The following is a 22,190-nucleotide window of genomic DNA, read 5'->3' as shown; positions in this document are numbered from 1 at the left end:
CATGCAGGAAGCGACTGCCATCATTCTTGCCGGCGGAAAATCAAGCCGAATGGGAACAAACAAAGCACTTTTACCAGTAGCGGGGAAAGCGAACATCGAGCTGATTAAGGAGGAGTTGACTCCTTATTTTTCTAATATCCTGCTAATTACAAACGATTTTCAAGCCTATGAATTTTTAGGGGTCCCGATGGTGAAGGATGAATATATTGGGATGGGTCCGCTTGCCGGTATTCATTCAGGCTTGAAAAATAGCAAGACGGACAAAAATTTCTTTGTGGCATGTGATATGCCTTTTGTTTCTGGAAAATTAGCAAAGCATCTTGTTGGTTTAAGTGATCAATACGAGGCAGTTGTTCCTATAATAGACGGGAAGTTGCACCCGCTTTTTTCTGTATTTCACAAATCAGTGCTTCTAAAGGTAGAACAATGTTTGTTGGAGGAACGTCTACGGATTAGAGATTTGTTGGACGATATTGAGGTTCTTTTTGTAAGTGAAGCCGAGTTGGAGTATGTCATGGTTGGTAATATTGAAAAAATATTCTATAATATGAATTATCCTTCAGATTATCAAAATGCCATGAACTGGCCGAAGGGGTAAGCGGTCTAACCAATTTTGGTTCATAACAAGGGGGGGAGTTTCATGCAATTTTTTAAAGTAAAAACAGTAGAAGAAACATTTACACTTATACAACAATATGTACAAGCTGTAAATAAAATAGAAACTGTTTCTTTATCGGAATCATACCATAGAATCCTAGCGGAAGATGTTGTTTCCACTGAAAATATTCCAAGCTTTCGCCGTTCGACAGTGGATGGTTATGCTGTAAAAGCATCTGACCTTTATGGTTCTTCAGAATCAATGCCTGGCTTTGTTACAATTGTCGGGGAAGTTCATATGGGGGAAGAGGTAAGTAGGGAGCTTTCACCGGGTGAAGCAATGTACATTCCAACGGGAGGAATGGTGCCGCTTGGTGCAGACAGTGTGATAATGATTGAGCACTGTGAAGATATTAGCGGGTTATTAAATACATACCGTGCTGTGGCTCCAGGTGAAAATATAATTGGTATTGGTGAAGATATTAAAGAAAATGAGGTTTTTCTTACAAAAGGGACAAAATTAAGACCGCAGGAAATTGGCGCTATCGGTTCACTAGGGATTGAATATGTGAACGTTTACAAAAAAATAGCGGTTGGTTATTTATCATCAGGTGATGAAATTGTTCCATTTGAAACTCGTCTTTTAAAACCTGGACAAGTTCGTGATATAAATGCTTTAACCATCGGCAATATGGTGAAAGAATGGGGTTATGATTTTGTTTATGGGGGAATTGTCCCTGATCAATATGAAATTTTTCAAAAACAGGCAGCTGAATTGGCTGAGAAAGTAGATTGCCTAATCCTATCAGGAGGCAGTTCCGTTGGTGCAAAGGACTATACAACGGAAGTTATCCAATCAATCGGTAATCCGGGGGTTTACGTCCATGGTGTGTCCATTAAGCCTGGAAAACCTACGATTCTATCACAAGCAGGGCAACTTCCTGTAGTTGGGTTACCAGGTCACCCGGCATCAGCAATGATTATCTTTCAGCTCTTTGGCCGTGATATTCTTGCAAGATTAAGCGGTGCCGAAACGAGAGAACTACCAACTAGAGTATTAGCAAAAATGAAAAAAAATATTCCATCTTCACCGGGTCGTTCCGATTATGTTCGTGTAAAAGTAACCAACGAAGGCGGAGAATGGTGGGCAGAGCCTATCTTCGGCAAGTCTGGCTTATTAAAAACATTAGTGCAAAGTGATGGTATTGTTGAAATTCCTTCCGAAAAGGAAGGGGTTATCACTGGTGAATCTGTAGCTGTTATTTTATTGCGATAGGAAGGTGAGGAACGTTGAAGGACAAACGATATAATAGGAAAATATATTTAGAGGATAAACCAAGAAGCAAAGCATTACAGGAGCTTTTAGATGCTTTTTCATTTGAAAGAGCAATTGAGAGGATCCCGACAATAGAGGCACTTGGTAGGATAACAGCCTCTCCTATCTATGCAATTTTATCACAACCGCATTATCATGCATCAGCGATGGATGGCATAGCGGTCATTGCAGAAGACACCTATGCTGCTCACGAACAAAATCCAGTCCAATTATCGCTTACGAATGGCCAATTTATCTACGTGGACACCGGAAATCCGATTCCTTCTCCCTTCGACTCTGTCATTATGATTGAAAATGTACATGTCATTGATGAGGAAACCATTGAAATAATCGAACCTGCAACACCTTGGCAGCATATCCGGCCGATTGGTGAAGATGTTGTAACCGGAGAAATGCTTTTGCCTCAAGGGCATAAGCTCAAACCGGTTGATTTAGGGGCATTGCTTGCTGGTGGGGTATTTGAAGTACCAGTTGTCAAAAAGCCAAACGTCACGATTATTCCAACTGGCAATGAAATTGTCAGCCCTAGTTTAGATGTAAAGCCTGGTGAAATTATTGAAACAAATGGTACTGTTTTTGCTGCGTATATTACTGAGTGGGGTGGGTGCCCAATCAAGCATGAGATTGTCAAGGATAATCCAGACCTCATTCGTGCAGCCCTTCTTAGTGCTACCGAAACATCGGATATTGTGATTATTAATGCTGGTTCATCTGCAGGGTCTAAAGACTATACCGTTCATATCATTGCTGAGATTGGTGAAGTGCTTTCCCACGGTGTTGCAACCAGGCCGGGCAAGCCAGTTGTCCTTGGAAAAATAAACAACACGGTTGTCATTGGACTACCAGGTTACCCTGTTTCTGCCTATTTGGCCATGGAGTGGTTTGTTCGTCCACTTATTTGCAAGTATTTAGGGGTTGCTGAACCCAAAAGGAATGCGTTGGCTGTGAAACTTGGACGCCGAATTGTCTCTAATATGGGGTCCGAGGACTTTGTAAGAATGAATATTGGTAAAGTGAACGGTGAGTATATTGCCAACCCGTTGACACGAGCGGCTGGTGTAACAATGTCGATGGTCCGTGCAGATGGTTTATTACTAGTGCCAGCTGATAGCCTTGGCCTTGAGCAAGGGGAAAAAGTGGAGTTGGAGTTGTATAAGCCACTCGAAGTTATTGATAAATCGATTTTGTTTAGCGGGAGTCATGATTTAACAATTGATATGATCTCATCCTTCCTTCGCAGCAATGATATTAATCGACAAATTATTTCGTCGCACACCGGGAGTATGGCTGGATTAATGGCGATAAGAAAAGGAGAGACACATATTGCCGGTATCCATTTACTAGACCCGGAATCCGGCGAGTACAATCTTCCGTTTATTAAAAAATATATAAATGATCAAAAACTCGTGTTATTGCGGTTTTTAAAAAGGGAACAAGGTTGGATTGTTCCCAAAGGAAATCCTGATGGGGTTCAATCGATAAAGGATGTAGTTGAGAAAAATTTGAATTTTGTTAATAGACAAAAAGGCGCTGGTACGAGAATCCTTTTTGACCATTTATTGAAAAAAGCGGATGTCTCTTCTGCTTGGATTAAAGGCTATCAAAGGGAAATGTTTTCTCATTTAAGTGTAGCGGCAGAGGTTAAACAACAGGCAAATAGTGTTGGCTTAGGCATTTACTCAGCTGCAAAGGCGATGGAACTCGATTTTATTTCTCTAGCAGATGAAAGCTATGACCTATTAATGACAGCCGAATTTTATGAAAGTGAATCTGGAAAAGAGCTGGAAGCCGTACTACGGTCTCCGCAGTTTAAGATGACGGTAGAACAGCTGGGCGGCTATAAAGTGGATTCAGAGTTCGAGCCGTACTATATTTAAAAAACAATAGCAATTATCATTATATTGTGACATAATCGTGAATATTCATTACTATATAGCAAAACTGATACAAAATGTTTATAATAAACATATCTTCTAAATGGTTCATAACTATTTCGCGGATACTCACTCAGAAGTAGGAGGAAAATCTATTATGTTATCGAATATCGGAATGCCAGGCCTGATTCTGATTCTGTTATTGGTCTTAATTATCTTTGGACCTAAAAAGCTGCCGGAAATGGGACGAGCTGCTGGTCAAACGCTTCGAGAATTTAAGAAAACAACAAAAGAATTAACAGGAGATGTAGTCGAAGAATTTACGGAAGTGAAAGAGGAAGTTAAAGAACTTAAAAATATTAATAAATAAATGTCAACTATTATGATTTTTTAGGAGTGAACATACATGTTATCAAATATTGGCTTACCGGGTTTAATCTTAATTCTCGTCATTGCCCTTGTCATTTTTGGACCTTCAAAATTACCTGAAATCGGTAAGGCTTTTGGTAGTTCTTTAAAAGAGTTTAAGAAAGCTACAAATGATTTAGCAAATGATGATGAACAAAAGAAAATTGAGGACAAAAAGAAAGATTCTTTATAATTGAGAAGTGTGGTAGAGGATGTAAGATATCATCTTACATCTTCTTTCAGTTTTACAACCGTGTATTAGCATAAGCTTCCTTTGGATGGGGGGAAATTATATGGACCAAGATCAAGGTATGAATCTTGTCGGCCATTTGGAAGAGCTACGAAAGCGCATTATTATCACAGGCGTAGCTTTTGTTATTTTCTTTATCGTAGCCTTTATCTATGTAACTGATATCTATCATTTTTTTGTGCGGGGATTGGATTTTAAGCTAACAATATTGAGCCCAACGGAGGTTGTTTGGGTTTACATTCAGCTTGCATGTGTTGTCTCAATTGCCTTAACAATTCCCGTATTGGCATGGCAGGTTTGGTTATTTATTAAGCCGGGATTAAAGCCGTTGGAGAGAAAAGTGACGCTGTCTTATATTCCAGCCTTATTTATCCTATTTATTATGGGCCTAAGTTTTGCGTATTTCTATATCTTTCCACTTGTTTTTGATTTCTTGATCAGTCTTTCTGGTGACAATATGCAAACCATGTTCACAATTGAGAAATACTTTGGCTTTTTGCTAAAGATTACCTTGCCGTTTGGTTTTCTTTTTGAATTGCCGGTTGTCATCATGTTTTTAACAAGCCTGGGGATCGTGAATCCTCAAAGACTTACGAAAATCAGGAAATATGCCTATCTTGTGTTGGCTGTTATCGCTGCTGCAATCACACCGCCGGATTGGCTATCACAAATTGTCGTGATGGTTCCATTATGTATTTTATATGAAGCAAGTATTCAATTGTCAAAAATTGTCTATCGCAAGAGACTCAAAAAGGAAAAAATGCGAGAAAAAGAATATGGTATGCTTGATTCCGATGAGCAAGATGTAGAGGATGTAATAGAAAATTGATTGAAAAACACGCCTGATTATTATCAATCAGGCGTGTTTATCATAATTCCGGCAACTTGTTCTAATCTTTCATAGAAAGATTTTTGCATTGGTCCTTCCAAGCCAATATCATTCATGGCTTCTCTCATACACGCTAACCAAGCTTTTGCCCTAGTTGGTGTAATTTCAAATGGAAGATGTCTCGCTCTCATCGCAGGCGGGCCAAATTCGTTGCTATACAATGTCGGTCCCCCTGTAAACTGAGTTAAAAACATTTTTTGTTTTCGCTTGATTTCCTCCATATCCCCAACAAACAATGGACTTAGAATAGGATCTGCGTATACTTTTGGGTAAAATGCATTCACTAAATTTTGTATCGTTTCTTCGCCGCCTAATAACTCATATGGAGTTTGAAAATTCATATTCATCACCTAATTTATACTTTTTATAATATAATATATCAAAATATAAAATGTTAAAGCGTGATTTAAATCACACTTTCGGAAAATTTTAACATATGCTTCCAAAGAATTATGACACAATATGATTTTAAAATCAATTTGTTTTTAATTCTCCACGCCTCTTGCTAAAATAAAAGGAAAGTTTGATATTGGAAAAGAAGGGACGTCCTACACTTGAATAAATCGTTTTATCAATTTGTCTTAAAATTTAGATCAGGGAAAAAAGGAGATGTATTTGGGAATTTTGCGGAAGAAATCTATAAGGATCACAGCTTTCCTAAGTATTCTTCTGATTACCATGAAATTAGCAGCTATTTGGAATTAAATGATAGTTCATTAAATTCAATTTCAATTTTTGATAAAATTTGGGAAATGTACGAGCAAGAAGTTATTGGCATATAATCCTATTTGCGCTTTTTGTAAATTCCTCCTTTTCTTTTTTGAAAAAATAATTTTTCAGCATTAGGAAAAATTATAAAAGAAAGAAATACAGTAGGAGGAACAAAACGTGAAAAAAAGAACAATCCAGTTACTAATGGCAGTTTTGTTTTTGTTTGTTGCTGCAGCATGTGGCAATAACAGTAAGAACCTTGGATTAAACGATAATGATAATAATGGTAATAAAAAAAATGACGGTCTTGGGATATCTAGTTTGAATACGACCATGAACAGTGGCGACTATCCGCACACAGAGCCTGTCTTAATGCGTCCGGCTCAATACGAATTCCGAATTATAAATGGTAACCCTGGCGGACAATTTGCATTTGATGGCAGAAACTTTTATGGGGCAACACCGAACAATCCGCAAGCAACTTATAGAGGGCAGCAACAACAAACACAAACTCAACAAGCTCCACAGCAGCGAGCACAAACGGGACAGGCCCCACAGCAACAAACTCAGAAGGCTGCACCTACGGCTGGAATTAGCGCTGTTGAAACTCAGGTCATTCAACTTACTAATGCGCAAAGAAGAAAAAATGGCTTACCTGATTTACAAGCAGATCCATCATTGAGTAAAGTTGCTCGTGAAAAAGCAAATGATATGCAAACAAAACATTATTTTTCGCATACTAGTCCAACCTATGGCTCGCCATTTGATATGATGAGAGACTTTGGAATCAGCTACCGTGCTGCAGGCGAAAACATTGCCCAAGGTCAACGAACAGCTGAGGAAGTTGTAAATGCATGGATGAATAGTGAGGGGCACCGCCGCAACATTTTAAGCCCAGATTACACTCATATAGGAGTGGGCTTTAGCCAAACTGGGAACTACTGGTCACAAATGTTCATAAAGAAATAAAATCCATAAGAAAAAACATCGACTTCCGCTTTTAGGGTGGAAGTCGTATTTTTCTAATAATAAATTTTTTTTATTTTTTCAACTACATCATCAATATGATTTGATACTTGTGGGATAGAATAACCAACATAAAGTGGTGAAGTAGGAAACCGCGGGATAATCTTCGCTGCTGTTTTACCGCCAAATTCATAGAAGAACAAATTATAGCTATTACAGTTCCTGTGAAAATGATTCAAAATATAGTGAGCCGCGATTTGAATTCCCTCCGCAAATGTTTGGATCCCTTTCTCATTCTCCATAATTACATTAAATTCAAAAAATCCCATTCTCGGGTATTGAGAAATATTGAATTCAACTTCATCTTTTACTTCAATTGGTATGCCAATAAAATGTTTTTCCAGTAACGCATCTTGGTAATTAATACTGTCAAGACCAACGATCTGCATATGCGGATGGCGCAGCGATCCACCTGATAACGGGCCATGGTTTTTGAAAAATAAAACAGATTTGTATTTTTTGCTTTTAATCATTTCTTTCCAATGTGTAAGGCCAAATGAAATCACTTTATATAGATGGTCTTTACTGTATTCTGATAGTTCTGAATGGCATACATCGGTTTCGATGATAACCGTTTGATATGTGTTTTCAAGGGTTGGATATTTATTTTTTAGCCAAATAATCGGTCCATCTGTATCTAAAAGATCTGTTAATGCTTCGCGATTACAAAAAGGGCATGATGTATTTGCATTTAGTAAGCTGTTTGGTTTCTGCTTTCCAATAGAGGAATCAAATATTAAATGATTATGCATAAACAAATTTGCTCCTTTAATAGTTTCCTATAATAAGTTTATTATAGATTTTAAACGTTTACCACTAATAAGTTTTGTTAACCAATTAGATGACAGCCTGTTTTTTGTTGTTACTGCACCTTAACATGAGTTCCTCCATACAATGGAATTAACGTAAAGGGAAATGGAGGTAAATGAATGGCAAGCAATAACAATAATAATAATATGTTTGGTAATATCGAAAAGAAAACAGGCGTCAATATGAATGATATATTAAAATTGGCGAATTCTCTTTCGAACGCTAACTTCAGAGATGAACAAACGGTGCGGAGAGTAATCCAACAGGTAGCTCAATTAGCCGGAAAACGTGTTCCAAAGGAAAAAGAGGAAATGCTTGTTAAAGCAATTTTAAACAATAACATACCAATGGATTTAAACTCTTTGTCAAAAATGATAAAATAATTGTATTTTCCTAGTGGAAAGGCTGCCTCAGGGTTTCATGCATAAAAAAGAAGCAAAGCAGCTTCCGATAATATGCATCCATTGAGCCAGCCTCTTTTTCTGTGGATTGTTCAACTAATCATCTTAGTTGATGGCTAATTCCGGAAGTGAAATCGTCATATTTGGAGAGGCCATAGGGTCATAGCTTTTATATTTGAATATTGGATTACCTTCATTCAGGATTGTAAGTGACAGAACTTTTTCTTTATCAGCTGAATGCCCTCTCGTTTCAAGGATAAATTGAAGGTCTTTTTCCTTTAATGTGTATTCATGAAGGTCAATTCCTAATAAATACCGGCTTGTCTTACTTGTATTGGCCTCTTTTTTTATATAAGAGGTTAATGCACTGAGAGAAATTTTATCATTGTTTCCTTGAACATGCTGTACGGCTTCTTTAACCTTATCTGTAAACTTATGAAAAATCGATCTCAAATCCAAATTCATCTATCCAACATCCTCACCTTCAACCTTATCATCTTCTGAATAGTCATCTAATGGTAGAAAAGATAATACTTCTTTTATGATCGTATTTACTTTTTGATTTACGACATCGTCGCCAAACGCATTTTTTGCTTTTTGTATGAGTTCGACCACTTCTTCATTAAGTTGAACACAAAAAGTATCTTCCTCTGATTGGTTATAAAGATCAATAAATACATCCAAGGCTACTTGCATTTGATCAATCGAGTCACTTAATTTAATATTTTCTTCTTTTGTAACTTTCACAACCTTCACCTCTATTGTCTTATTGTGTGCAAAAGTTGTAAAAACTAGTCATTTTGAAATAGGAGCCCCCTTTTTTTAGGCGCTAAGGGGCAATACGTATAGAAAGACAGCAAAAAAGTGGGTAACTGAACCAAACAGTACAAATAGATGCCAGACCATATGATGAAAGGTAAAGCCACGCCATACATAAAAAATACTTCCAAGTGTATATAAAACACCGCCTGTAATTAATAGCACCATACCACCCATAGGGAGATTTGTAATAAGGGGCTTCCATGCAAAGACAATTAGCCAACCCATCACAATATAAAGAACGGTTGAAAGATATAAAAATCGTTTACAATAAAAAATTTTAAATACGACTCCTAAAAGCGCCAATCCCCAGATAACTCCAAATAATGTCCAGCCTAACCAACCTTTAATGACAATAAATAAAAAAGGTGTGCAGGTTCCGGCAATAAATAAATAGATGGAAGAGTGATCCATGATTTCAAAAATATCCTTTGCTTTTCCGGCCGGAAAACTATGTAATAATGTTGATGATACATACAATAGAAGCATCGTCCCGCCAAAAATAGAAAAGCTAATTATATGAAGCAGTGTCCCTTGTGCTGCTGAGTAAATAACGAGTATTGTAAGGGCGGCAATGCTTAATAAGGCGCCAATCCCGTGGGTGATGGAGTTCGCGATTTCCTCGATTTTTGTAAAGGTATGGGTTGTATTCATGAACAAAAGACATCCTTTCGATTTTCAATCTGGTTAAAACCAGCCAATATATCTATCATACTTTTTAAGCTCTCCAAATGAAACATAAATCAAAAATAATTATGGTAGGGCAGAGGTCAATTTGATTCATAAAGCCGCTGCCCTTTGTGGTTTACATTTAAGCGTTATTTTTCTTATTTACTTGTCTACCGCTTTTCTTTTGACTTTGGCTTTTTGTGTTCCCGATGGTGAAATCATTGCCTAGTTCCACTTCGTTTTTGGCTGATTGGTTCACCTTCATTTCATTGGTTTGATTAAGATTGCGCTGTCCTTGTTTCGACATTCCAATTTCCCCCTTAATGGTTTAGAAGTAGTTACGACTTTTATCTTTTCCAAATTCACTAAAAAAATTTAAATGATTGGAGTAAAGTGATAGCGACTAAATGTATAGCATATGATAGTTGGAGTATAGCTAAATGCTATCCTTTTGATATCGGATTGATAGCACTAATATAGCAATTTATATCAAAAAAGTTGGTATTCTTTTGATAAGTATACTACCTTGGATGTTGGAAATAATTTGTAGTAAGTTAAAGAATCGTGGGTGAAAAAATGACTGGGAAACTTGATGTAACAAATTATTTCTTTTCGGAAAAATGGCTAAAAATTTTAGATGAGGTAACTTTTTTTTCGAAGAAAAGCAGACTCGTTTGGTATCGCGGTCAAACAAACAACGGCTCCAAAAATGGGCGCTATCCCTTGCTTTCTGGACTGTTTCGGCAAGATTTTTCAGTTGAACAAATACTAGAATGGGAAGAAGTAAGCTATAAACGTTTCTTTGAAAATGGCTTTGATTTGCATAAGACTGAAAACCAGTGGGATCTTCTCTATTTAATGCAGCAATACGGTGTAAAAACAAGACTATTGGATTGGTCTGAATCTTTTGCGGTTGCATTATACTTCGCAACAAATGGTTGGAATCTACAAAATCCCTGCTCTATTTGGCTTCTTGACCCTTTCGGGCTTAACCGACAATTCCACGATATGGCGGAACTTAAAAGCATGCCCAAAACAAGCTTATTTCTGGATGAACGGCATGAATTGAAAAAAACAATGGCCTTAAGTCCAAGAATGAACACATATCGCAGCATGTTTCAGAAAGGATATTTTACACTTCAAGGCAACACAAAGCAGGGACTTGAGAAAGAAAATGACGGGGGGTTGTTGAGAGAACAGATTTTAAAGCATATTCAAATAGATGTTGAGCTAAAAAACGATGTTGATATTTTTTTGGAGTTAAGCGGAATTAACCAATTTACACTATTCCCAGATTTAAGCGGCCTTGCAAGCTATGTTAACCAATGGACGACAACGGATTTGCTAAAGAAGAAACTGCAGGATGATACGAACCACCGCGGGTCCGCGTTGTACAGACAAACTGCAAATGGACCAATATTGTGGCAAGAAGATCAAAATACATATCAATAATGTAGTCAAGACTATTTCATCCTTTCATTTAGTGGTTTACAATTAAGTTTGATTTATCAAGTTCAAAATTAGTTGATATAGGAGATTTATTGATGAGCTTTTCAAAAAAAGGGGAATGGTTTCATTTTGATGTGCCAAAGAAATGGGACCAGTTAACAATTGAAGATATTTTAAAAGAAAAATGGAAAACACCCAAGAAGCTATTGCATCAATTTAGGATGGAAAATAGGGTGCAGGTCAACGGTGTTACTCAAACCAGATGGGATCAGCACCTTAAAACAGGGGAGAAACTGCAAATTCGTTTATTTATAGAGGAGGACTACGGAGTTGACCCACAGTATTTGCCAGTTGGGATTTGCTATGAAGACGACCATTTATTGATTGCTGATAAACCGGCAAGTATGGATACCCATCCTAACGAGGGTGAAGGAAATACATTGGCAAATGCGGTTGCTTTTCATTTACAGATGAACGGTATCTCTACAAAGGTTCGCCATATACACCGCCTTGATCGAGGTACATCAGGAGGTGTCGTATTTGCGAAGCATGCCCTGGCCGGGGCTGTGCTTGATCAAATGCTTGAAAAGAGATTGATATCAAGGACTTACATTGCTTTTGTACACGGGCAAATGAAGAAAAAAAAAGGGACAATAACTGCAAATATAGGCCGGGACCGCCATCATCCAACAAGGAGGAGAGTGTCGAACACAGGTGACCCTGCCGTTACACATTATGAAGTTGTTCGATATTATCCTAAAAAGCAGATTACATTAGTGAAGCTAAAGCTTGATACAGGAAGAACACATCAAATCCGTGTCCACCTGAGTCATCTCGGCCATCCGATTGTTGGTGATACCCTTTATGGTGGAAGCCCAGATGATATAAACAGACAGGCTTTGCATGCCGAGCGTATACAGTTTATTCATCCATTTACAGCTGAGAAAATCGATGTGGCTATTCCATGGAGCGATGATATCGTAATGCTTGAAAAAAGCTTGGGAGGGTTCAAAACTTTATAGCATAAATTCTACCTTTTTGCCAAAAATAGTAGGGTGATTTTTGATAATAAAAGGAGGAATATAAAGTGACTAACGAAAAAGAACAAAAATTTAAATTAAGCTATGAATCTGATGGTGAAATGGGCCGGGAGAAAGCAGGCAATGCGGTAAATAAGAATCAAAACACCGAAATGGCTGAGGAATTCTTTAACACAACTCAAAATAGTGAATGAACTTGAAAAAGGATTGCCTTCGTGGTCTAATCACGGGGGCAATCCTTTTTTTGTAACTTTTATCCATTTGTAAAAAGTTGTTGGCCACTGTGCGTGATATAATATGAAGGATAAAGAAGATGTATGGCTGACAGGCAGATTCAAAGGTTAAAAAGATTGCGCATGAATAGACAAAATAAAAGTAGCTAAACATAGAATGGAAACATACAAAAAGGAGTAATGTAAAGTGAATATCCATCGTGTCAAACAAATTATTTCGTCGCCCAGAGAAATTACTGTCACTTATAATGGGGTTCCTGTCTGGTTAAAAAATGCTAATGAATCAAACCAAACTGTAAGTGTTTTTACAAAGGATAATCCCGATGATGTGATGGCTGTACCAGCAGCGGAGCTCGAAGAAAAAGAGTGAAAAAAAATAATAAAGGGAGCTCTAAAGGCTCCCTGTAAAATAAGAAAATCATATTAGACTAGTGTAAAATCCTCTTTTCTAATCGTATTTATGATTTCATTCATCTCTTCCTCAGTCAGACTACGTATACGATTTCCTTCACGCCCCAAAAAAACGAAAGTGCCAGGAATATTTAAACGGAAGCATCTTTTATATCCTTCTTTTTTTACAATGTCTCTATTGCACATGACGATAATGGAAGGGTGGTTTAAAGAATGCACTTTAATATTTGTGCCGATAATCTCCTGTAATTCTTCGTATTTGCCTACAATCATTTTTTTATATGGCGGAACATTCGGTTCACATATTAGAATATTCATGACAGATCTCCTCATAAAATCTCTTATATCAATTGTACCATGATAAAATTGAAAGCAAAGATATTAAAGTTTGGAAAAAATATATGATATTCTTAACTAAGAAAGAAAAAAATGCAAAACTTAGGAGGTTCTTGATTTGGTTGTCAACAATATTAAGGATTGTGCAGTTCTACATAATGGTGTAAAAATGCCATGGCTTGGTCTCGGTGTCTATAAAGTCGAAGATGGAAAAGAAGTCATTCATTCTATTCACAAGGCAATCGAAGAAGGGTACCGCGCCATTGATACCGCTGCTTTTTATCAAAATGAAGTAGGTGTTGGGCAGGCTGTGAAGGAGGCAGGTATTTCACGAGAGGAGCTATTCATTACAACAAAAGTTTGGAATGACCGTCAAGGCTACGAAACGACATTGCAAGCCTTCGAGGAAAGCAGAAAGAAATTAGGAATGGATTATATTGATTTGTATTTAATTCATTGGCCAGTAAAAGGGAAGTATCTTGATACATGGCGTGCCCTTGAAAAACTATATCATGATGGGTTTGTCAAAGCGATTGGTGTTTGTAATTTCCAGGTTCACCATTTAGAGGACTTAATGGCGAAGTCAGAAATAAAGCCAATGGTTAATCAAGTAGAATTCCATCCACGCTTAACGCAGCGTGAGGTACTTTCCTTCTGTAAAAATAACAATATTCAAATGGAAGCATGGGCGCCATTAATGCGTGGAAGACTCATGGATAATCCAACAATTGTAAAGTTAGCTGAAAAATATGGTAAAAAACCTTCACAAATCATGTTACGCTGGGATATAGACAGCGGGGTTGTGACGATTCCTAAATCGGTACATGAAGAACGAATCCACGAAAATGCAGATATCTTTGATTTCGAATTAGAGCCCTCAGATCTAGAAGAAATCAACGCTCTAAATAAAAACGAACGTACGGGGCCTGATCCTGATAATTTTACTTTTTAAAAGGGTGTAACAATAAAAGAGGTAGACTTAATACAAGTCTGCCCCTTTTAACATCCTTCATTATGTATTAAAGTTTTTTCTTTAAAGTTTGCTCAGCATGCTTTTTTAAGCTTTCAATTATCGTTGACGAAATTTCTTCTGATGAGTCTAATTTGATGCCATATGAGTATTCATTCTTTAAAAAATCTCTCTTTTGCCATAGGATCATTCCTGGTATTTCGTACGGACGGTTATCAATGGTAAAGCGAACTTCAATTTCAATTTTTTTATGAGAAGGTGATAAATTCAATGAACTCAACATTTTTAAACCGCTTGGACTGATATCGATGATCTGTCCCTTGCCAAACTCGCTGCTTTTAGAATCATCATCTATTTTAATAATTCTAAATAAACAATCGATTGGCGAATTAAAAGTATAACGGAAGCTTTCTTGACGACGGAATTTCATAATATACCCCATTTATTTACAAAATAAACGATATAATATATTATTATACAAAATTCATCAAGTTTTTACCATATAAAAATATACGGAAAAGTGCCTGACACCGTCACATTGTTGACAATGCCAAGCACTTGGGATGTTTTTTTAAAGCGATTTATATCAAATATTTACATCTTCATTACGACTGCGGTACCTTCTAAGACCATTTTGTTATATTGGTTGTAAATATTTGTGTTTAATTTTAAAATCTGTTTATCATCTCGTTTTTCTGTAACCTCACCGATTACTGTAAGCGTATCACCGATTTTCACAGGTGCTGTAAACTTAATATTTTGAGATAGATAGACTGTATTTTTTCCAGGAAGCTTTGTACCGATAAGGGCTGATATAAACCCAGCTGTCAAAATTCCATGGGCGATTCGCTCTTTAAACATCGTTGTTTTTGCAAAATCATCATCAACATGAATCGGATTCACGTCTCCGGACACCTTTGCAAATTCTAGAATATCTTCATTCGTTATGGTCTTTGAAAGCATAGCCGTTGTTCCAACCTGAATTTGAGAATATGGGACATCACAAACCTTGCTTGCCTGCTCAATGAAGCTCATCCACATCTCCCCAGTCTTTTTTCTTTATTTTAATAAAGAAAGATTTTGATTTTGGAACTTTTCAATTTCATCAGTTATTTTTTCTACTACATTTTTCATTTCTTGTGAAATTTCATTCATCATTGTAATTAATTCTGAACGATTTTTCTCTTGCTGCTGGATTAACCCATCAATGCTTTTTTCAATTTGACTTAAGTTTTGAGCCATCCATTGCTTTAATGCATTTTGAGGTGTAAGTGAAATTTTTGAAATGCGCTCGACCACATCTTCTAATTGCTTTTGAACGTTTTGGAGTGATTCACTTGTGTTTTCATCCTGGTACTTTTCAGCAGTTGTAAAGGCTTTTACTTGAAATCTCTCGGTCAATGCTTTGAATTCCTTAGAATATGAATCTAATAATTTAAAATATAATTCCATTGCATTTTTTTGCTGATTAACAGATTGAATTAATAAATTTTCGAATTGTTTCTGCCCATTATAAATTTGTGTTACCCCTTCTTCCCAACGATCCCAAATAAGATTAATGAAATATTTTGAGTTTAGTGCTGTCATGATTAAAACCTCTCCTTAATAATTTTTTCTGTAATTGTTAAAGTTCTTTTTCTTCTTCTTTTCCTCTTTGTCTGTTTGGAAAAGTGAACATATTGGTGTAAACCGAGAAAAATTGATCAAGCATGGATTGATAATGCTCTAATGAATACACACAAGTTTTTAAATATTGTTCACCTGCCTCTGTTAAAGAGTAAATTCTTTTCGCTGGACCAGCTTCGGATGTGTCCCATTCAGACTTTACAATATCGTCTTTTTCCAATTGTCTTAGCATACGGTACAGATTGCCTTGATCAATGGTAGAAAAACCAAAATCCATTAATTGCTGCAAAATCTTATAACCATGGCAATTAATATCACGCAGACTTAAGAGAATGAATGGAACGATAAAATTTTTAGGAGCCTGAAAGGTTTGTTCAGAGTTGTTAGAAGAATCCTTAGAATGATTTGTCATTTTGTTCACCTGCTTTAAAATGTTCTCCCTACATGTAATTTACACATAGGTGGCCCATTTCAGAACTAAAAATTTAAAAAAGTAAAAAAATTTTCTTTTGGGAAATGTAGTTCTAAATCGGAAATATCCTCCATAGGTTAGAAAGGGATTTAAAAAAGAAGCTTTTTAGAAAGGAGAACGTCTGTGAGCCAACAATCAAAATCGATTGATCTATTTGAGATTTGGAAGAATGTCTATGATCAAACAGAGTCTTACTGGAGCAAAGTGCTGGATGAAAATCTTGCTACAGAGGACTTTTCAAAAGGCTTGGGAAAAGTTCTTGATATGAATCTTCAATATACAAGATTAGTGAATGATTCAACGAATGCTTATTTAGAACAAATGAACATGCCTTCTAAGGACGATCTCGCTAAGTTAGCCTCATTAATCGTTAATGTGGAAGCAAAAGTGGATCAAATGGAAGAGGTGCTAGAAGAGGCAATTGTTGTACAAGCTGACCAACAAAATCAAGCTAACGAAATAAAAGAGCTGCAAATTGAAGTGAGAAAAATCAACCGAAAAATGGATCAAATATTAGATCTATTAAAAAAACAAGTATAAAAAAGGAGGGAGCATATGGTAACCTCATTTCTTAAAGACTGGGAAAGTGTATTTGAGGAAACGGTCCCAAAAGATATAAAAGATTCTTATAATAAAATAAAACGGGCCTCTGAAATCTTAGTGACGGAAGCTGAACCAGAGGTTGGTTTATCACCGAAAGAAGTAATTTGGACGAAGAATAAAACAAAGCTTTATCGCTATGTTTCTAATCAACCGACTAAATTTAAAACACCTTTATTAATGATTTATGCACTTATCAATAAACCTTATATTTTGGACTTAACACCTGGCGGAAGCATGATTGAGTATCTTGTGAATCGCGGCTTTGATGTTTATTTACTAGACTGGGGAACTCCTGGAGAAGAAGATAAACATATGAAGTTGGATGATTTTATTCTAGATTATATTCCAAGAGCTGTGAAAAAAGTATTAAAAACATCAGGTGCAGATGAATTATCCATTTTGGGCTATTGCATGGGTGGAACGATGACATCGATTTTTGCTGCGTTGCATCCTAATCTTCCAATTAAAAATCTTATTTTTATGACAGCTCCGTTTGACTTTGCAAAAACAGGTCTATATGGAAGGTTCTTGGATGAGCGTTATTTCAATCTAGATAAAGTGGTGGAAACATACGGAAACGTACCGCCCGAAATGATTGATTTTGGAAATAAAATGCTGAAACCGATGACGAATTTCTATGGTCCATATGTAAGCTTAATGGATCGCTCGCAAAATCAAAAATTTGTTAATTCGTGGAAGTTGATGCAAAAATGGCTTACAGACGGCATTCCATTCCCTGGCGAATCATACCGCCAATGGATTCGCGAATTCTATCAGCAAAATAAATTGATTAAAGGCGAATTGTTAATACGTGGCCGTAAGGTGGATTTATCCAACATAAAGGCTAACATCTTGAATATTTCGGCTGAAAAGGATTTAATTGCAATGCCACATCAAGTTGAAGCATTAATGGATGCTGTTTCAAGTGAAGATAAACAATATGTATGTGTTCCAACTGGCCATGTATCAGTAACGTTCGGGCCAAGAGCGAGTACGGTCACATATCCGACCATTGGGGATTGGTTGGAAGCACGTTCAAAGTAGTTTGTTTGCAAATTCTATTGACTTCTATGAAACACATTGCTATAATAAGCAAAGTAAGTTATAATAAATAAGCAATACATCATACAAAACTGGCGAGAATCGCGCAGATCTTGTATCTGTGAGGAAAGTCCGTGCTCGCACAGGCTGCGATGCCTGTAGTGTTCGTGCCTAGCGAAACCGTAAGCTAGGGCAGCTATTTTTTTAGCTGACGGCAGGGAAAATACCTACGTCCTTTGGGATATGGTATGACTACTTTGAAAGTGCCACAGTGACGGAGCTCCATTGGAAACAATGGAGGTGGAACGAGGTAAACCCCACGAGCGAGAAACCCAAATTTGGTAGGGGAAGTGTCTTGAGGAAATTGAACCAAACAGACACCATGGCCTTAAAAAGGCTGTGAGATAGATGATTCTCCATTCAAGTGCGAGAATATATATATTCGTCTGCAGCACTGAATGAACAGAACACGGCTTACAAGGTTTTGTATGAAACCTGATTATTTTTGCTAATTATAAGATGAAAAATAACGGGCTTGCCGAAAATGCAGGCCCGTTTTGCTGTTTTTTAAATAAGACTTCTATTCTTTCAAAGGCCAAATATAATGACAGTAGAATTCCTTGTTATCAATATGCAAAAAGTATGCTATAGTTGTAAAGTCTGTGGAATTCTCGATAGAATGGTTAAAGGAGTTAAAATAGAATGGATTTTCTTACAATTTTAAAAGCAATTATCCTTGGTATGGTAGAAGGGCTGACGGAATTTGCCCCTGTTTCCTCAACAGGACACATGATTATTGTTGACGATATGTGGTTGCAATCTGAACAATTTTTAACAAAATACGTTGCAAACACATTTAAAATTGTCATTCAACTCGGTTCGATTTTAGCTGTTGTGGTTGTATTCAAAGACAGGTTTATAGATTTACTTAGCTTTGGGAAACTTTCTAAAAATGGTGCGACTTCTTCGAAACAACAGGGCAGGCTTTCACTTCTTCAGGTTATAGTTGGTTTGATCCCTGCTGGTGTATTAGGGGTTTTATTCGAAGATTATATTGATGAATATTTATTTTCAACAACGACCGTTTTAATCGGACTTGTTGCCGGTGCAGTTTTAATGATATGGGCAGATGTCGCAGGTCCACGAAATGCGAAAAATCCTACGGTTATTACGGTTGACCAAATTACATATAAGCAGGCGTTTTTAGTGGGGTTGTTTCAATGTCTTTCACTTTGGCCTGGGTTTTCAAGATCAGGGTCAACTATTTCCGGAGGGGTACTCCTTGGGTTAAGCCACCGTGCAGCAGCAGATTTCACTTTTATTATGGCTGTTCCAATTATGTTCGGTGCAAGTTTTCTATCCTTGTTAAAAAACTGGCAATATTTTAGTGTTGATGCCATGCCGTTTTTTATTGCCGGATTTTTAAGTGCCTTTATATTTGCCTTAATTTCAATGCGCTTTTTCCTAAAACTTATTAACAAAATAAAACTCGTACCATTTGCAATCTATCGTATCGTATTGGTAATTGTTATTTATATTGTGTACTTTTAAGAGGTGCATAAATTTATCATTGAAAATGTAATCAGATAGAAAGAAGGAAATGTAGTAATGAATGAATCATCCAAGTTGTGGACGGGACAGTTTATAGCCATTGTTGTAATGGCTTTTTTGTTTTTTCTTTGTTTACAACTGCTTACAGCAGGCTTCCCGGCCTATATAACTGAAGTTAAGCAAAATCTAACACAGGGCGGCCTGATGACGACTGTTTTTATGATTGCTGCGATTGGGACACGCCCCCTCATTGGGTTTCTAATGCATAAAGTGAATGTCAAATGGATGAGCATCTTCACGCTTTTATTTGTTGCTCTAACCATTGCGTTAAGCTTTGGACAAGCCTCTTTCACGATGCTTTTGTTTTTAAGAGTACTGCATGGAATTGGCTTTGGTATATTATCGACTGTGTTTTCAACACTCGCAACCAATATTATTCCCATGAAACGGCTTGGTGAAGGTGTTGGTTACTATGGATTAGCAACCAGCGTTGGGACAAGTATTGCGCCCATGTTCGCTTTATCGCTTCTTTATTATTATTCTTATAATGTACTTATCATCGTATCTGTCATCTTAACAGCAATTACCCTTGTATGTAGCTTTTTTATCAAAACACCACGAACATCTACTGCAAAGACCAGCAAGAAGAAAAACATCTCTTTTAAAGAATATGCATTTGATAAAAGAGCATTAATGCCATGTATACTCACTTCATTTTTTACAATTTCATTGGGTGGAGTGATCAGCTTTTTAAAAGAGCTTGGTAAGGAGGCAGAGCTTGGAGGTTCTGTTTCAATCTTTTTCTTAATTATGGCGGTTGTGATGACGATTGTTCGACCGTTTTCAGGCCGTATTTTTGATAACTATGGCCATAAGGTGATTATTTATACAGGAGCAGCTTGTGGTATCATTGGACTCCTACTGTTGTCAATGACCCATGGATCTTTTACCCTGTTTTTAGCAGGCGCTTTTTATGGCATCGCTTATGGTGTGGTAACGCCAACACTTCAGGCGATTGCGGTAAGCACCGTAACAAAGGAGAAACAGGGAACTGCCAATGCGATGTATTTTTCTTGTATGGATCTTGGTATGGCGGCAGGATCAACCGGTCTCGGAATGCTTGCCACATATACTAGCTTCCACTTTATATATGCGTTCGCTGCTTTGTTTATTGTAATGTTGATCATTCTATATACAATTTCAAGTAAAAAGATCGCAATCAAACAAGCGATGGAAAAAGTCGCATCATAAAAAAGCAAACGGGTATTAAAAAACTTGAAATGAAAGCATCCTAAAGCCAGGATGCTTTTTGGTCTAATAAAGAGGGGAGAGAGTACGATGAAACATACGCTATCTACCTTGCAATGGTTGCTATTTATCATATCAGGTAGTATCGTTACACCGATTGCCGTGGCTGGTATCTATGATTTTAATGTTGATCAAACAGTTGATTTTATCGCTAGGACCTTTTTTGTTTTAGCTGCAGCGGGGTTGCTTCAAGTCTGGTTCGGCCATCATTTGCCTGTTCTCGAAGGGCCGGCCGGCTTATGGTGGGGGATTTTTGCTTTATACGCAAATTTAGGTGTGGTTATTTATGGCTCTTTACATAATACGCTTAGAACGCTGGAATTTGCTTTACTGGTGAGTGGGGTCATTGCAATTTTATTAGGCGTTTTTGGGTTTATTGAAAAACTTGCCAAATATTTTACACCTGCAGTCATTGGGACTTATATGATTTTATTAGTTGCCCAGCTTAGTCATTCATTTTTAAATGGATTGTTAGGTGTTGATACAACAGGAAATATTTCTTATAAAATTGCGATTATATCGTTCTTCATTGTGTTTCTCTCATTTATGACGGCTCGTCATTATATCCTAAGGCAGTTTGGTGTTGTGATAAGCATCGTTGTCGGTTATATTTTATTTTCTGTTTCTGGTTTAACAACACCATATCATCCCCCTAAATCGGTTTTTCAACTTCCGGAAATTTTTGCATTTGGTTCACCTAAAGTGGACTGGGGGATTGTACCAACCGTCTTTTTTATTACGCTGTTGTTAATTACGAATATGTTGGCAACGGTAAAAGTAGTTCAAAGTGTGTTGAAAATGGAAGGGGAAAAGATTCCGGTTAGGTCCGAGAAAAGAACAGGGGTCATTATGGGCTTAAGCCAAATGCTAAGTGGTTTATTTGCTTCTGTTGGCTCCGTTCCAATATCAGGTACGGCAGGCTTTATCGCTACAAGTAAAATTGTTAGTAAAACACCATTTATCGTGGCATCACTGGCGCTTATTGTATTGAGCTTTTTTTCACCAGTAATTGCTTTAATTGCAACTGTGCCTGCTGCAGTTGGTTATGCTGCTATTTTTCCGGCATTTTCCGGCCTGTTGTCAATCGGTTTTAAGGAATTATTTAATAGTAAGAATGTGGAAAAGTCGATTAGCAAGGTAGCTGTTCCTCTTTTTATCGGTTTAGGTGTCATGTTCGTCCCGACTGAAGCATATTCAGCATTGCCGCCTGTCTTAGCTTCCATATTAAGCAATGGACTAGTCTTAGGCACGATTATCATTTTAGTAATGGAGATTATTGAAGTGAATATGAAAAAAACGTCATAAGAAAACCCTCTATACAAATGAGCTTGTCCATTGTGTAGAGGGTTTTTTGTTATGG

The 22,190-nt window shown here is 37.0% G+C and carries 30 protein-coding genes and 1 other RNA gene; 20 read left to right on the top strand and 11 right to left on the bottom strand.

Annotation, left to right across the window (positions count from 1 at the left end; translation table 11 throughout):
• The first annotated feature begins 1 nt into the window (after nucleotide 1).
• The 6 genes from mobA to tatC all read left to right on the top strand — a co-directional run bounded on the left by mobA (nucleotide 2) and on the right by tatC (nucleotide 5,294).
• A complete protein-coding gene (mobA, locus tag ACNQFZ_RS01835; protein ID WP_458413666.1) occupies nucleotides 2–598 on the top strand; it encodes a molybdenum cofactor guanylyltransferase in 597 nt (198 codons plus the stop codon).
• A gap of 42 nt (nucleotides 599–640) precedes the next feature.
• Nucleotides 641–1,873 carry a molybdopterin molybdotransferase MoeA gene (locus ACNQFZ_RS01830; RefSeq protein WP_458413665.1) on the top strand — a complete coding sequence of 411 codons (1,233 nt, stop codon included), beginning with the start codon at nucleotides 641–643 and terminating at the stop codon, nucleotides 1,871–1,873.
• Nucleotides 1,874–1,887: 14 nt separating this feature from the next.
• A complete protein-coding gene (locus tag ACNQFZ_RS01825; RefSeq protein ID WP_458413664.1) occupies nucleotides 1,888–3,810 on the top strand; it encodes a molybdopterin biosynthesis protein in 1,923 nt (640 codons plus the stop codon).
• Nucleotides 3,811–3,964: 154 nt separating this feature from the next.
• Nucleotides 3,965–4,177 carry a twin-arginine translocase TatA/TatE family subunit gene (gene tatA / locus ACNQFZ_RS01820; RefSeq protein ID WP_458413663.1) on the top strand — a complete coding sequence of 71 codons (213 nt, stop codon included), beginning with the start codon at nucleotides 3,965–3,967 and terminating at the stop codon, nucleotides 4,175–4,177.
• A 36-nt stretch (nucleotides 4,178–4,213) separates the two neighbouring features.
• On the top strand, nucleotides 4,214–4,408 hold the full coding sequence (locus ACNQFZ_RS01815; RefSeq protein WP_458413662.1) for a twin-arginine translocase TatA/TatE family subunit: 195 nt from the start codon (nucleotides 4,214–4,216) through the stop codon (nucleotides 4,406–4,408).
• 100 nt (nucleotides 4,409–4,508) lie between these two features.
• Entirely contained in the window at nucleotides 4,509–5,294 is a 786-nt protein-coding gene (gene tatC / locus ACNQFZ_RS01810; RefSeq protein ID WP_458413661.1) for a twin-arginine translocase subunit TatC, read from the top strand.
• 23 nt (nucleotides 5,295–5,317) lie between these two features.
• Here tatC and ACNQFZ_RS01805 read toward each other — a convergent pair whose 3' ends face one another.
• Entirely contained in the window at nucleotides 5,318–5,695 is a 378-nt protein-coding gene (locus ACNQFZ_RS01805; RefSeq protein ID WP_458413660.1) for a globin domain-containing protein, read from the bottom strand.
• A gap of 213 nt (nucleotides 5,696–5,908) precedes the next feature.
• Here ACNQFZ_RS01805 and ACNQFZ_RS01800 point away from each other — a divergent pair, with 213 nt between their 5' ends.
• Nucleotides 5,909–6,136, top strand: coding sequence for a YozE family protein (locus ACNQFZ_RS01800; RefSeq protein WP_458413659.1), 228 nt, complete (start codon nucleotides 5,909–5,911; stop codon nucleotides 6,134–6,136).
• Nucleotides 6,137–6,242: 106 nt separating this feature from the next.
• Nucleotides 6,243–7,034, top strand: coding sequence for a CAP domain-containing protein (locus ACNQFZ_RS01795; RefSeq protein ID WP_458413658.1), 792 nt, complete (start codon nucleotides 6,243–6,245; stop codon nucleotides 7,032–7,034).
• Between the two features lie 53 nt (nucleotides 7,035–7,087).
• Here the strand turns inward: ACNQFZ_RS01795 and ACNQFZ_RS01790 are convergent, their stop codons facing one another.
• Nucleotides 7,088–7,843: a DUF4931 domain-containing protein gene (locus ACNQFZ_RS01790; protein WP_458413657.1), complete on the bottom strand. Its 756-nt coding sequence runs from the start codon at nucleotides 7,841–7,843 to the stop codon at nucleotides 7,088–7,090.
• A gap of 177 nt (nucleotides 7,844–8,020) precedes the next feature.
• On the opposite strand from ACNQFZ_RS01790, the gene ACNQFZ_RS01785 reads away from it, so the two are divergent.
• A complete protein-coding gene (locus ACNQFZ_RS01785) occupies nucleotides 8,021–8,284 on the top strand; it encodes a stage VI sporulation protein F (protein ID WP_458413656.1) in 264 nt (87 codons plus the stop codon).
• 123 nt (nucleotides 8,285–8,407) lie between these two features.
• Here the strand turns inward: ACNQFZ_RS01785 and ACNQFZ_RS01780 are convergent, their stop codons facing one another.
• From ACNQFZ_RS01780 to ACNQFZ_RS01765, 4 genes are all read right to left on the bottom strand, one after another.
• Entirely contained in the window at nucleotides 8,408–8,767 is a 360-nt protein-coding gene (locus tag ACNQFZ_RS01780) for a hypothetical protein (RefSeq protein ID WP_458413655.1), read from the bottom strand.
• Nucleotides 8,768–9,049, bottom strand: a complete 282-nt coding sequence (locus ACNQFZ_RS01775) for an atypical membrane-integrating protein (Mistic protein) (RefSeq protein ID WP_458413654.1) — start codon at nucleotides 9,047–9,049, stop codon at nucleotides 8,768–8,770.
• 75 nt (nucleotides 9,050–9,124) lie between these two features.
• Nucleotides 9,125–9,775, bottom strand: a complete 651-nt coding sequence (gene trhA, locus ACNQFZ_RS01770; protein WP_458413653.1) for a PAQR family membrane homeostasis protein TrhA — start codon at nucleotides 9,773–9,775, stop codon at nucleotides 9,125–9,127.
• A 157-nt stretch (nucleotides 9,776–9,932) separates the two neighbouring features.
• Nucleotides 9,933–10,097, bottom strand: a complete 165-nt coding sequence (locus tag ACNQFZ_RS01765) for a hypothetical protein (RefSeq protein ID WP_458413652.1) — start codon at nucleotides 10,095–10,097, stop codon at nucleotides 9,933–9,935.
• A 269-nt stretch (nucleotides 10,098–10,366) separates the two neighbouring features.
• On the opposite strand from ACNQFZ_RS01765, the gene ACNQFZ_RS01760 reads away from it, so the two are divergent.
• The 4 genes from ACNQFZ_RS01760 (at nucleotide 10,367) to ACNQFZ_RS01745 (ending at nucleotide 12,882) form a co-directional block, all read left to right on the top strand.
• Entirely contained in the window at nucleotides 10,367–11,242 is an 876-nt protein-coding gene (locus ACNQFZ_RS01760) for an FRG domain-containing protein (RefSeq protein ID WP_458413651.1), read from the top strand.
• Between the two features lie 92 nt (nucleotides 11,243–11,334).
• Entirely contained in the window at nucleotides 11,335–12,261 is a 927-nt protein-coding gene (locus tag ACNQFZ_RS01755) for an RluA family pseudouridine synthase (RefSeq protein ID WP_458413650.1), read from the top strand.
• A 65-nt stretch (nucleotides 12,262–12,326) separates the two neighbouring features.
• Complete coding sequence (locus ACNQFZ_RS01750) at nucleotides 12,327–12,473, top strand: hypothetical protein (RefSeq protein ID WP_458413649.1); 147 nt, start codon at nucleotides 12,327–12,329, stop codon at nucleotides 12,471–12,473.
• 226 nt (nucleotides 12,474–12,699) lie between these two features.
• Entirely contained in the window at nucleotides 12,700–12,882 is a 183-nt protein-coding gene (locus ACNQFZ_RS01745) for an H-type small acid-soluble spore protein (RefSeq protein ID WP_458413648.1), read from the top strand.
• Between the two features lie 53 nt (nucleotides 12,883–12,935).
• Here the strand turns inward: ACNQFZ_RS01745 and ACNQFZ_RS01740 are convergent, their stop codons facing one another.
• Nucleotides 12,936–13,241: a DUF3846 domain-containing protein gene (locus ACNQFZ_RS01740; RefSeq protein WP_458413647.1), complete on the bottom strand. Its 306-nt coding sequence runs from the start codon at nucleotides 13,239–13,241 to the stop codon at nucleotides 12,936–12,938.
• A 187-nt stretch (nucleotides 13,242–13,428) separates the two neighbouring features.
• On the opposite strand from ACNQFZ_RS01740, the gene ACNQFZ_RS01735 reads away from it, so the two are divergent.
• A complete protein-coding gene (locus ACNQFZ_RS01735) occupies nucleotides 13,429–14,211 on the top strand; it encodes an aldo/keto reductase (protein WP_458415276.1) in 783 nt (260 codons plus the stop codon).
• 67 nt (nucleotides 14,212–14,278) lie between these two features.
• Here the strand turns inward: ACNQFZ_RS01735 and ACNQFZ_RS01730 are convergent, their stop codons facing one another.
• The 4 genes from ACNQFZ_RS01730 to phaQ form a co-directional block, all read right to left on the bottom strand.
• Nucleotides 14,279–14,659: a PilZ domain-containing protein gene (locus ACNQFZ_RS01730; RefSeq protein WP_458413646.1), complete on the bottom strand. Its 381-nt coding sequence runs from the start codon at nucleotides 14,657–14,659 to the stop codon at nucleotides 14,279–14,281.
• A 164-nt stretch (nucleotides 14,660–14,823) separates the two neighbouring features.
• Nucleotides 14,824–15,264 carry a MaoC family dehydratase gene (locus ACNQFZ_RS01725; RefSeq protein ID WP_458413645.1) on the bottom strand — a complete coding sequence of 147 codons (441 nt, stop codon included), beginning with the start codon at nucleotides 15,262–15,264 and terminating at the stop codon, nucleotides 14,824–14,826.
• 24 nt (nucleotides 15,265–15,288) lie between these two features.
• The gene (locus ACNQFZ_RS01720) at nucleotides 15,289–15,816 is read right to left on the bottom strand and encodes a hypothetical protein (protein WP_458413644.1); all 528 of its coding nucleotides are present in this window, start codon (nucleotides 15,814–15,816) and stop codon (nucleotides 15,289–15,291) included.
• 37 nt (nucleotides 15,817–15,853) lie between these two features.
• Entirely contained in the window at nucleotides 15,854–16,267 is a 414-nt protein-coding gene (gene phaQ, locus ACNQFZ_RS01715) for a poly-beta-hydroxybutyrate-responsive repressor (protein WP_458413643.1), read from the bottom strand.
• Nucleotides 16,268–16,450: 183 nt separating this feature from the next.
• Between phaQ and ACNQFZ_RS01710 the strand changes: the two genes are divergently transcribed.
• The 6 genes from ACNQFZ_RS01710 (at nucleotide 16,451) to ACNQFZ_RS01685 (ending at nucleotide 22,135) form a co-directional block, all read left to right on the top strand.
• Nucleotides 16,451–16,867: a polyhydroxyalkanoic acid synthase subunit PhaR gene (locus ACNQFZ_RS01710; protein ID WP_458413642.1), complete on the top strand. Its 417-nt coding sequence runs from the start codon at nucleotides 16,451–16,453 to the stop codon at nucleotides 16,865–16,867.
• Between the two features lie 15 nt (nucleotides 16,868–16,882).
• On the top strand, nucleotides 16,883–17,974 hold the full coding sequence (phaC, locus tag ACNQFZ_RS01705; protein WP_458413641.1) for a class III poly(R)-hydroxyalkanoic acid synthase subunit PhaC: 1,092 nt from the start codon (nucleotides 16,883–16,885) through the stop codon (nucleotides 17,972–17,974).
• Between the two features lie 86 nt (nucleotides 17,975–18,060).
• An RNA gene (gene rnpB, locus ACNQFZ_RS01700) (RNase P RNA component class B) lies at nucleotides 18,061–18,453 on the top strand.
• Between the two features lie 220 nt (nucleotides 18,454–18,673).
• Complete coding sequence (locus ACNQFZ_RS01695; RefSeq protein WP_458413640.1) at nucleotides 18,674–19,522, top strand: undecaprenyl-diphosphate phosphatase; 849 nt, start codon at nucleotides 18,674–18,676, stop codon at nucleotides 19,520–19,522.
• Between the two features lie 57 nt (nucleotides 19,523–19,579).
• On the top strand, nucleotides 19,580–20,773 hold the full coding sequence (locus ACNQFZ_RS01690) for an MFS transporter (RefSeq protein WP_458413639.1): 1,194 nt from the start codon (nucleotides 19,580–19,582) through the stop codon (nucleotides 20,771–20,773).
• Nucleotides 20,774–20,860: 87 nt separating this feature from the next.
• Nucleotides 20,861–22,135, top strand: coding sequence for a purine/pyrimidine permease (locus ACNQFZ_RS01685; RefSeq protein ID WP_458413638.1), 1,275 nt, complete (start codon nucleotides 20,861–20,863; stop codon nucleotides 22,133–22,135).
• Nucleotides 22,136–22,190: the final 55 nt, after the last annotated feature.

This window comes from Schinkia acidoalkalinis, from assembly GCF_054301215.1.
This window is presented reverse-complemented; position numbering and strand designations above follow the sequence as displayed.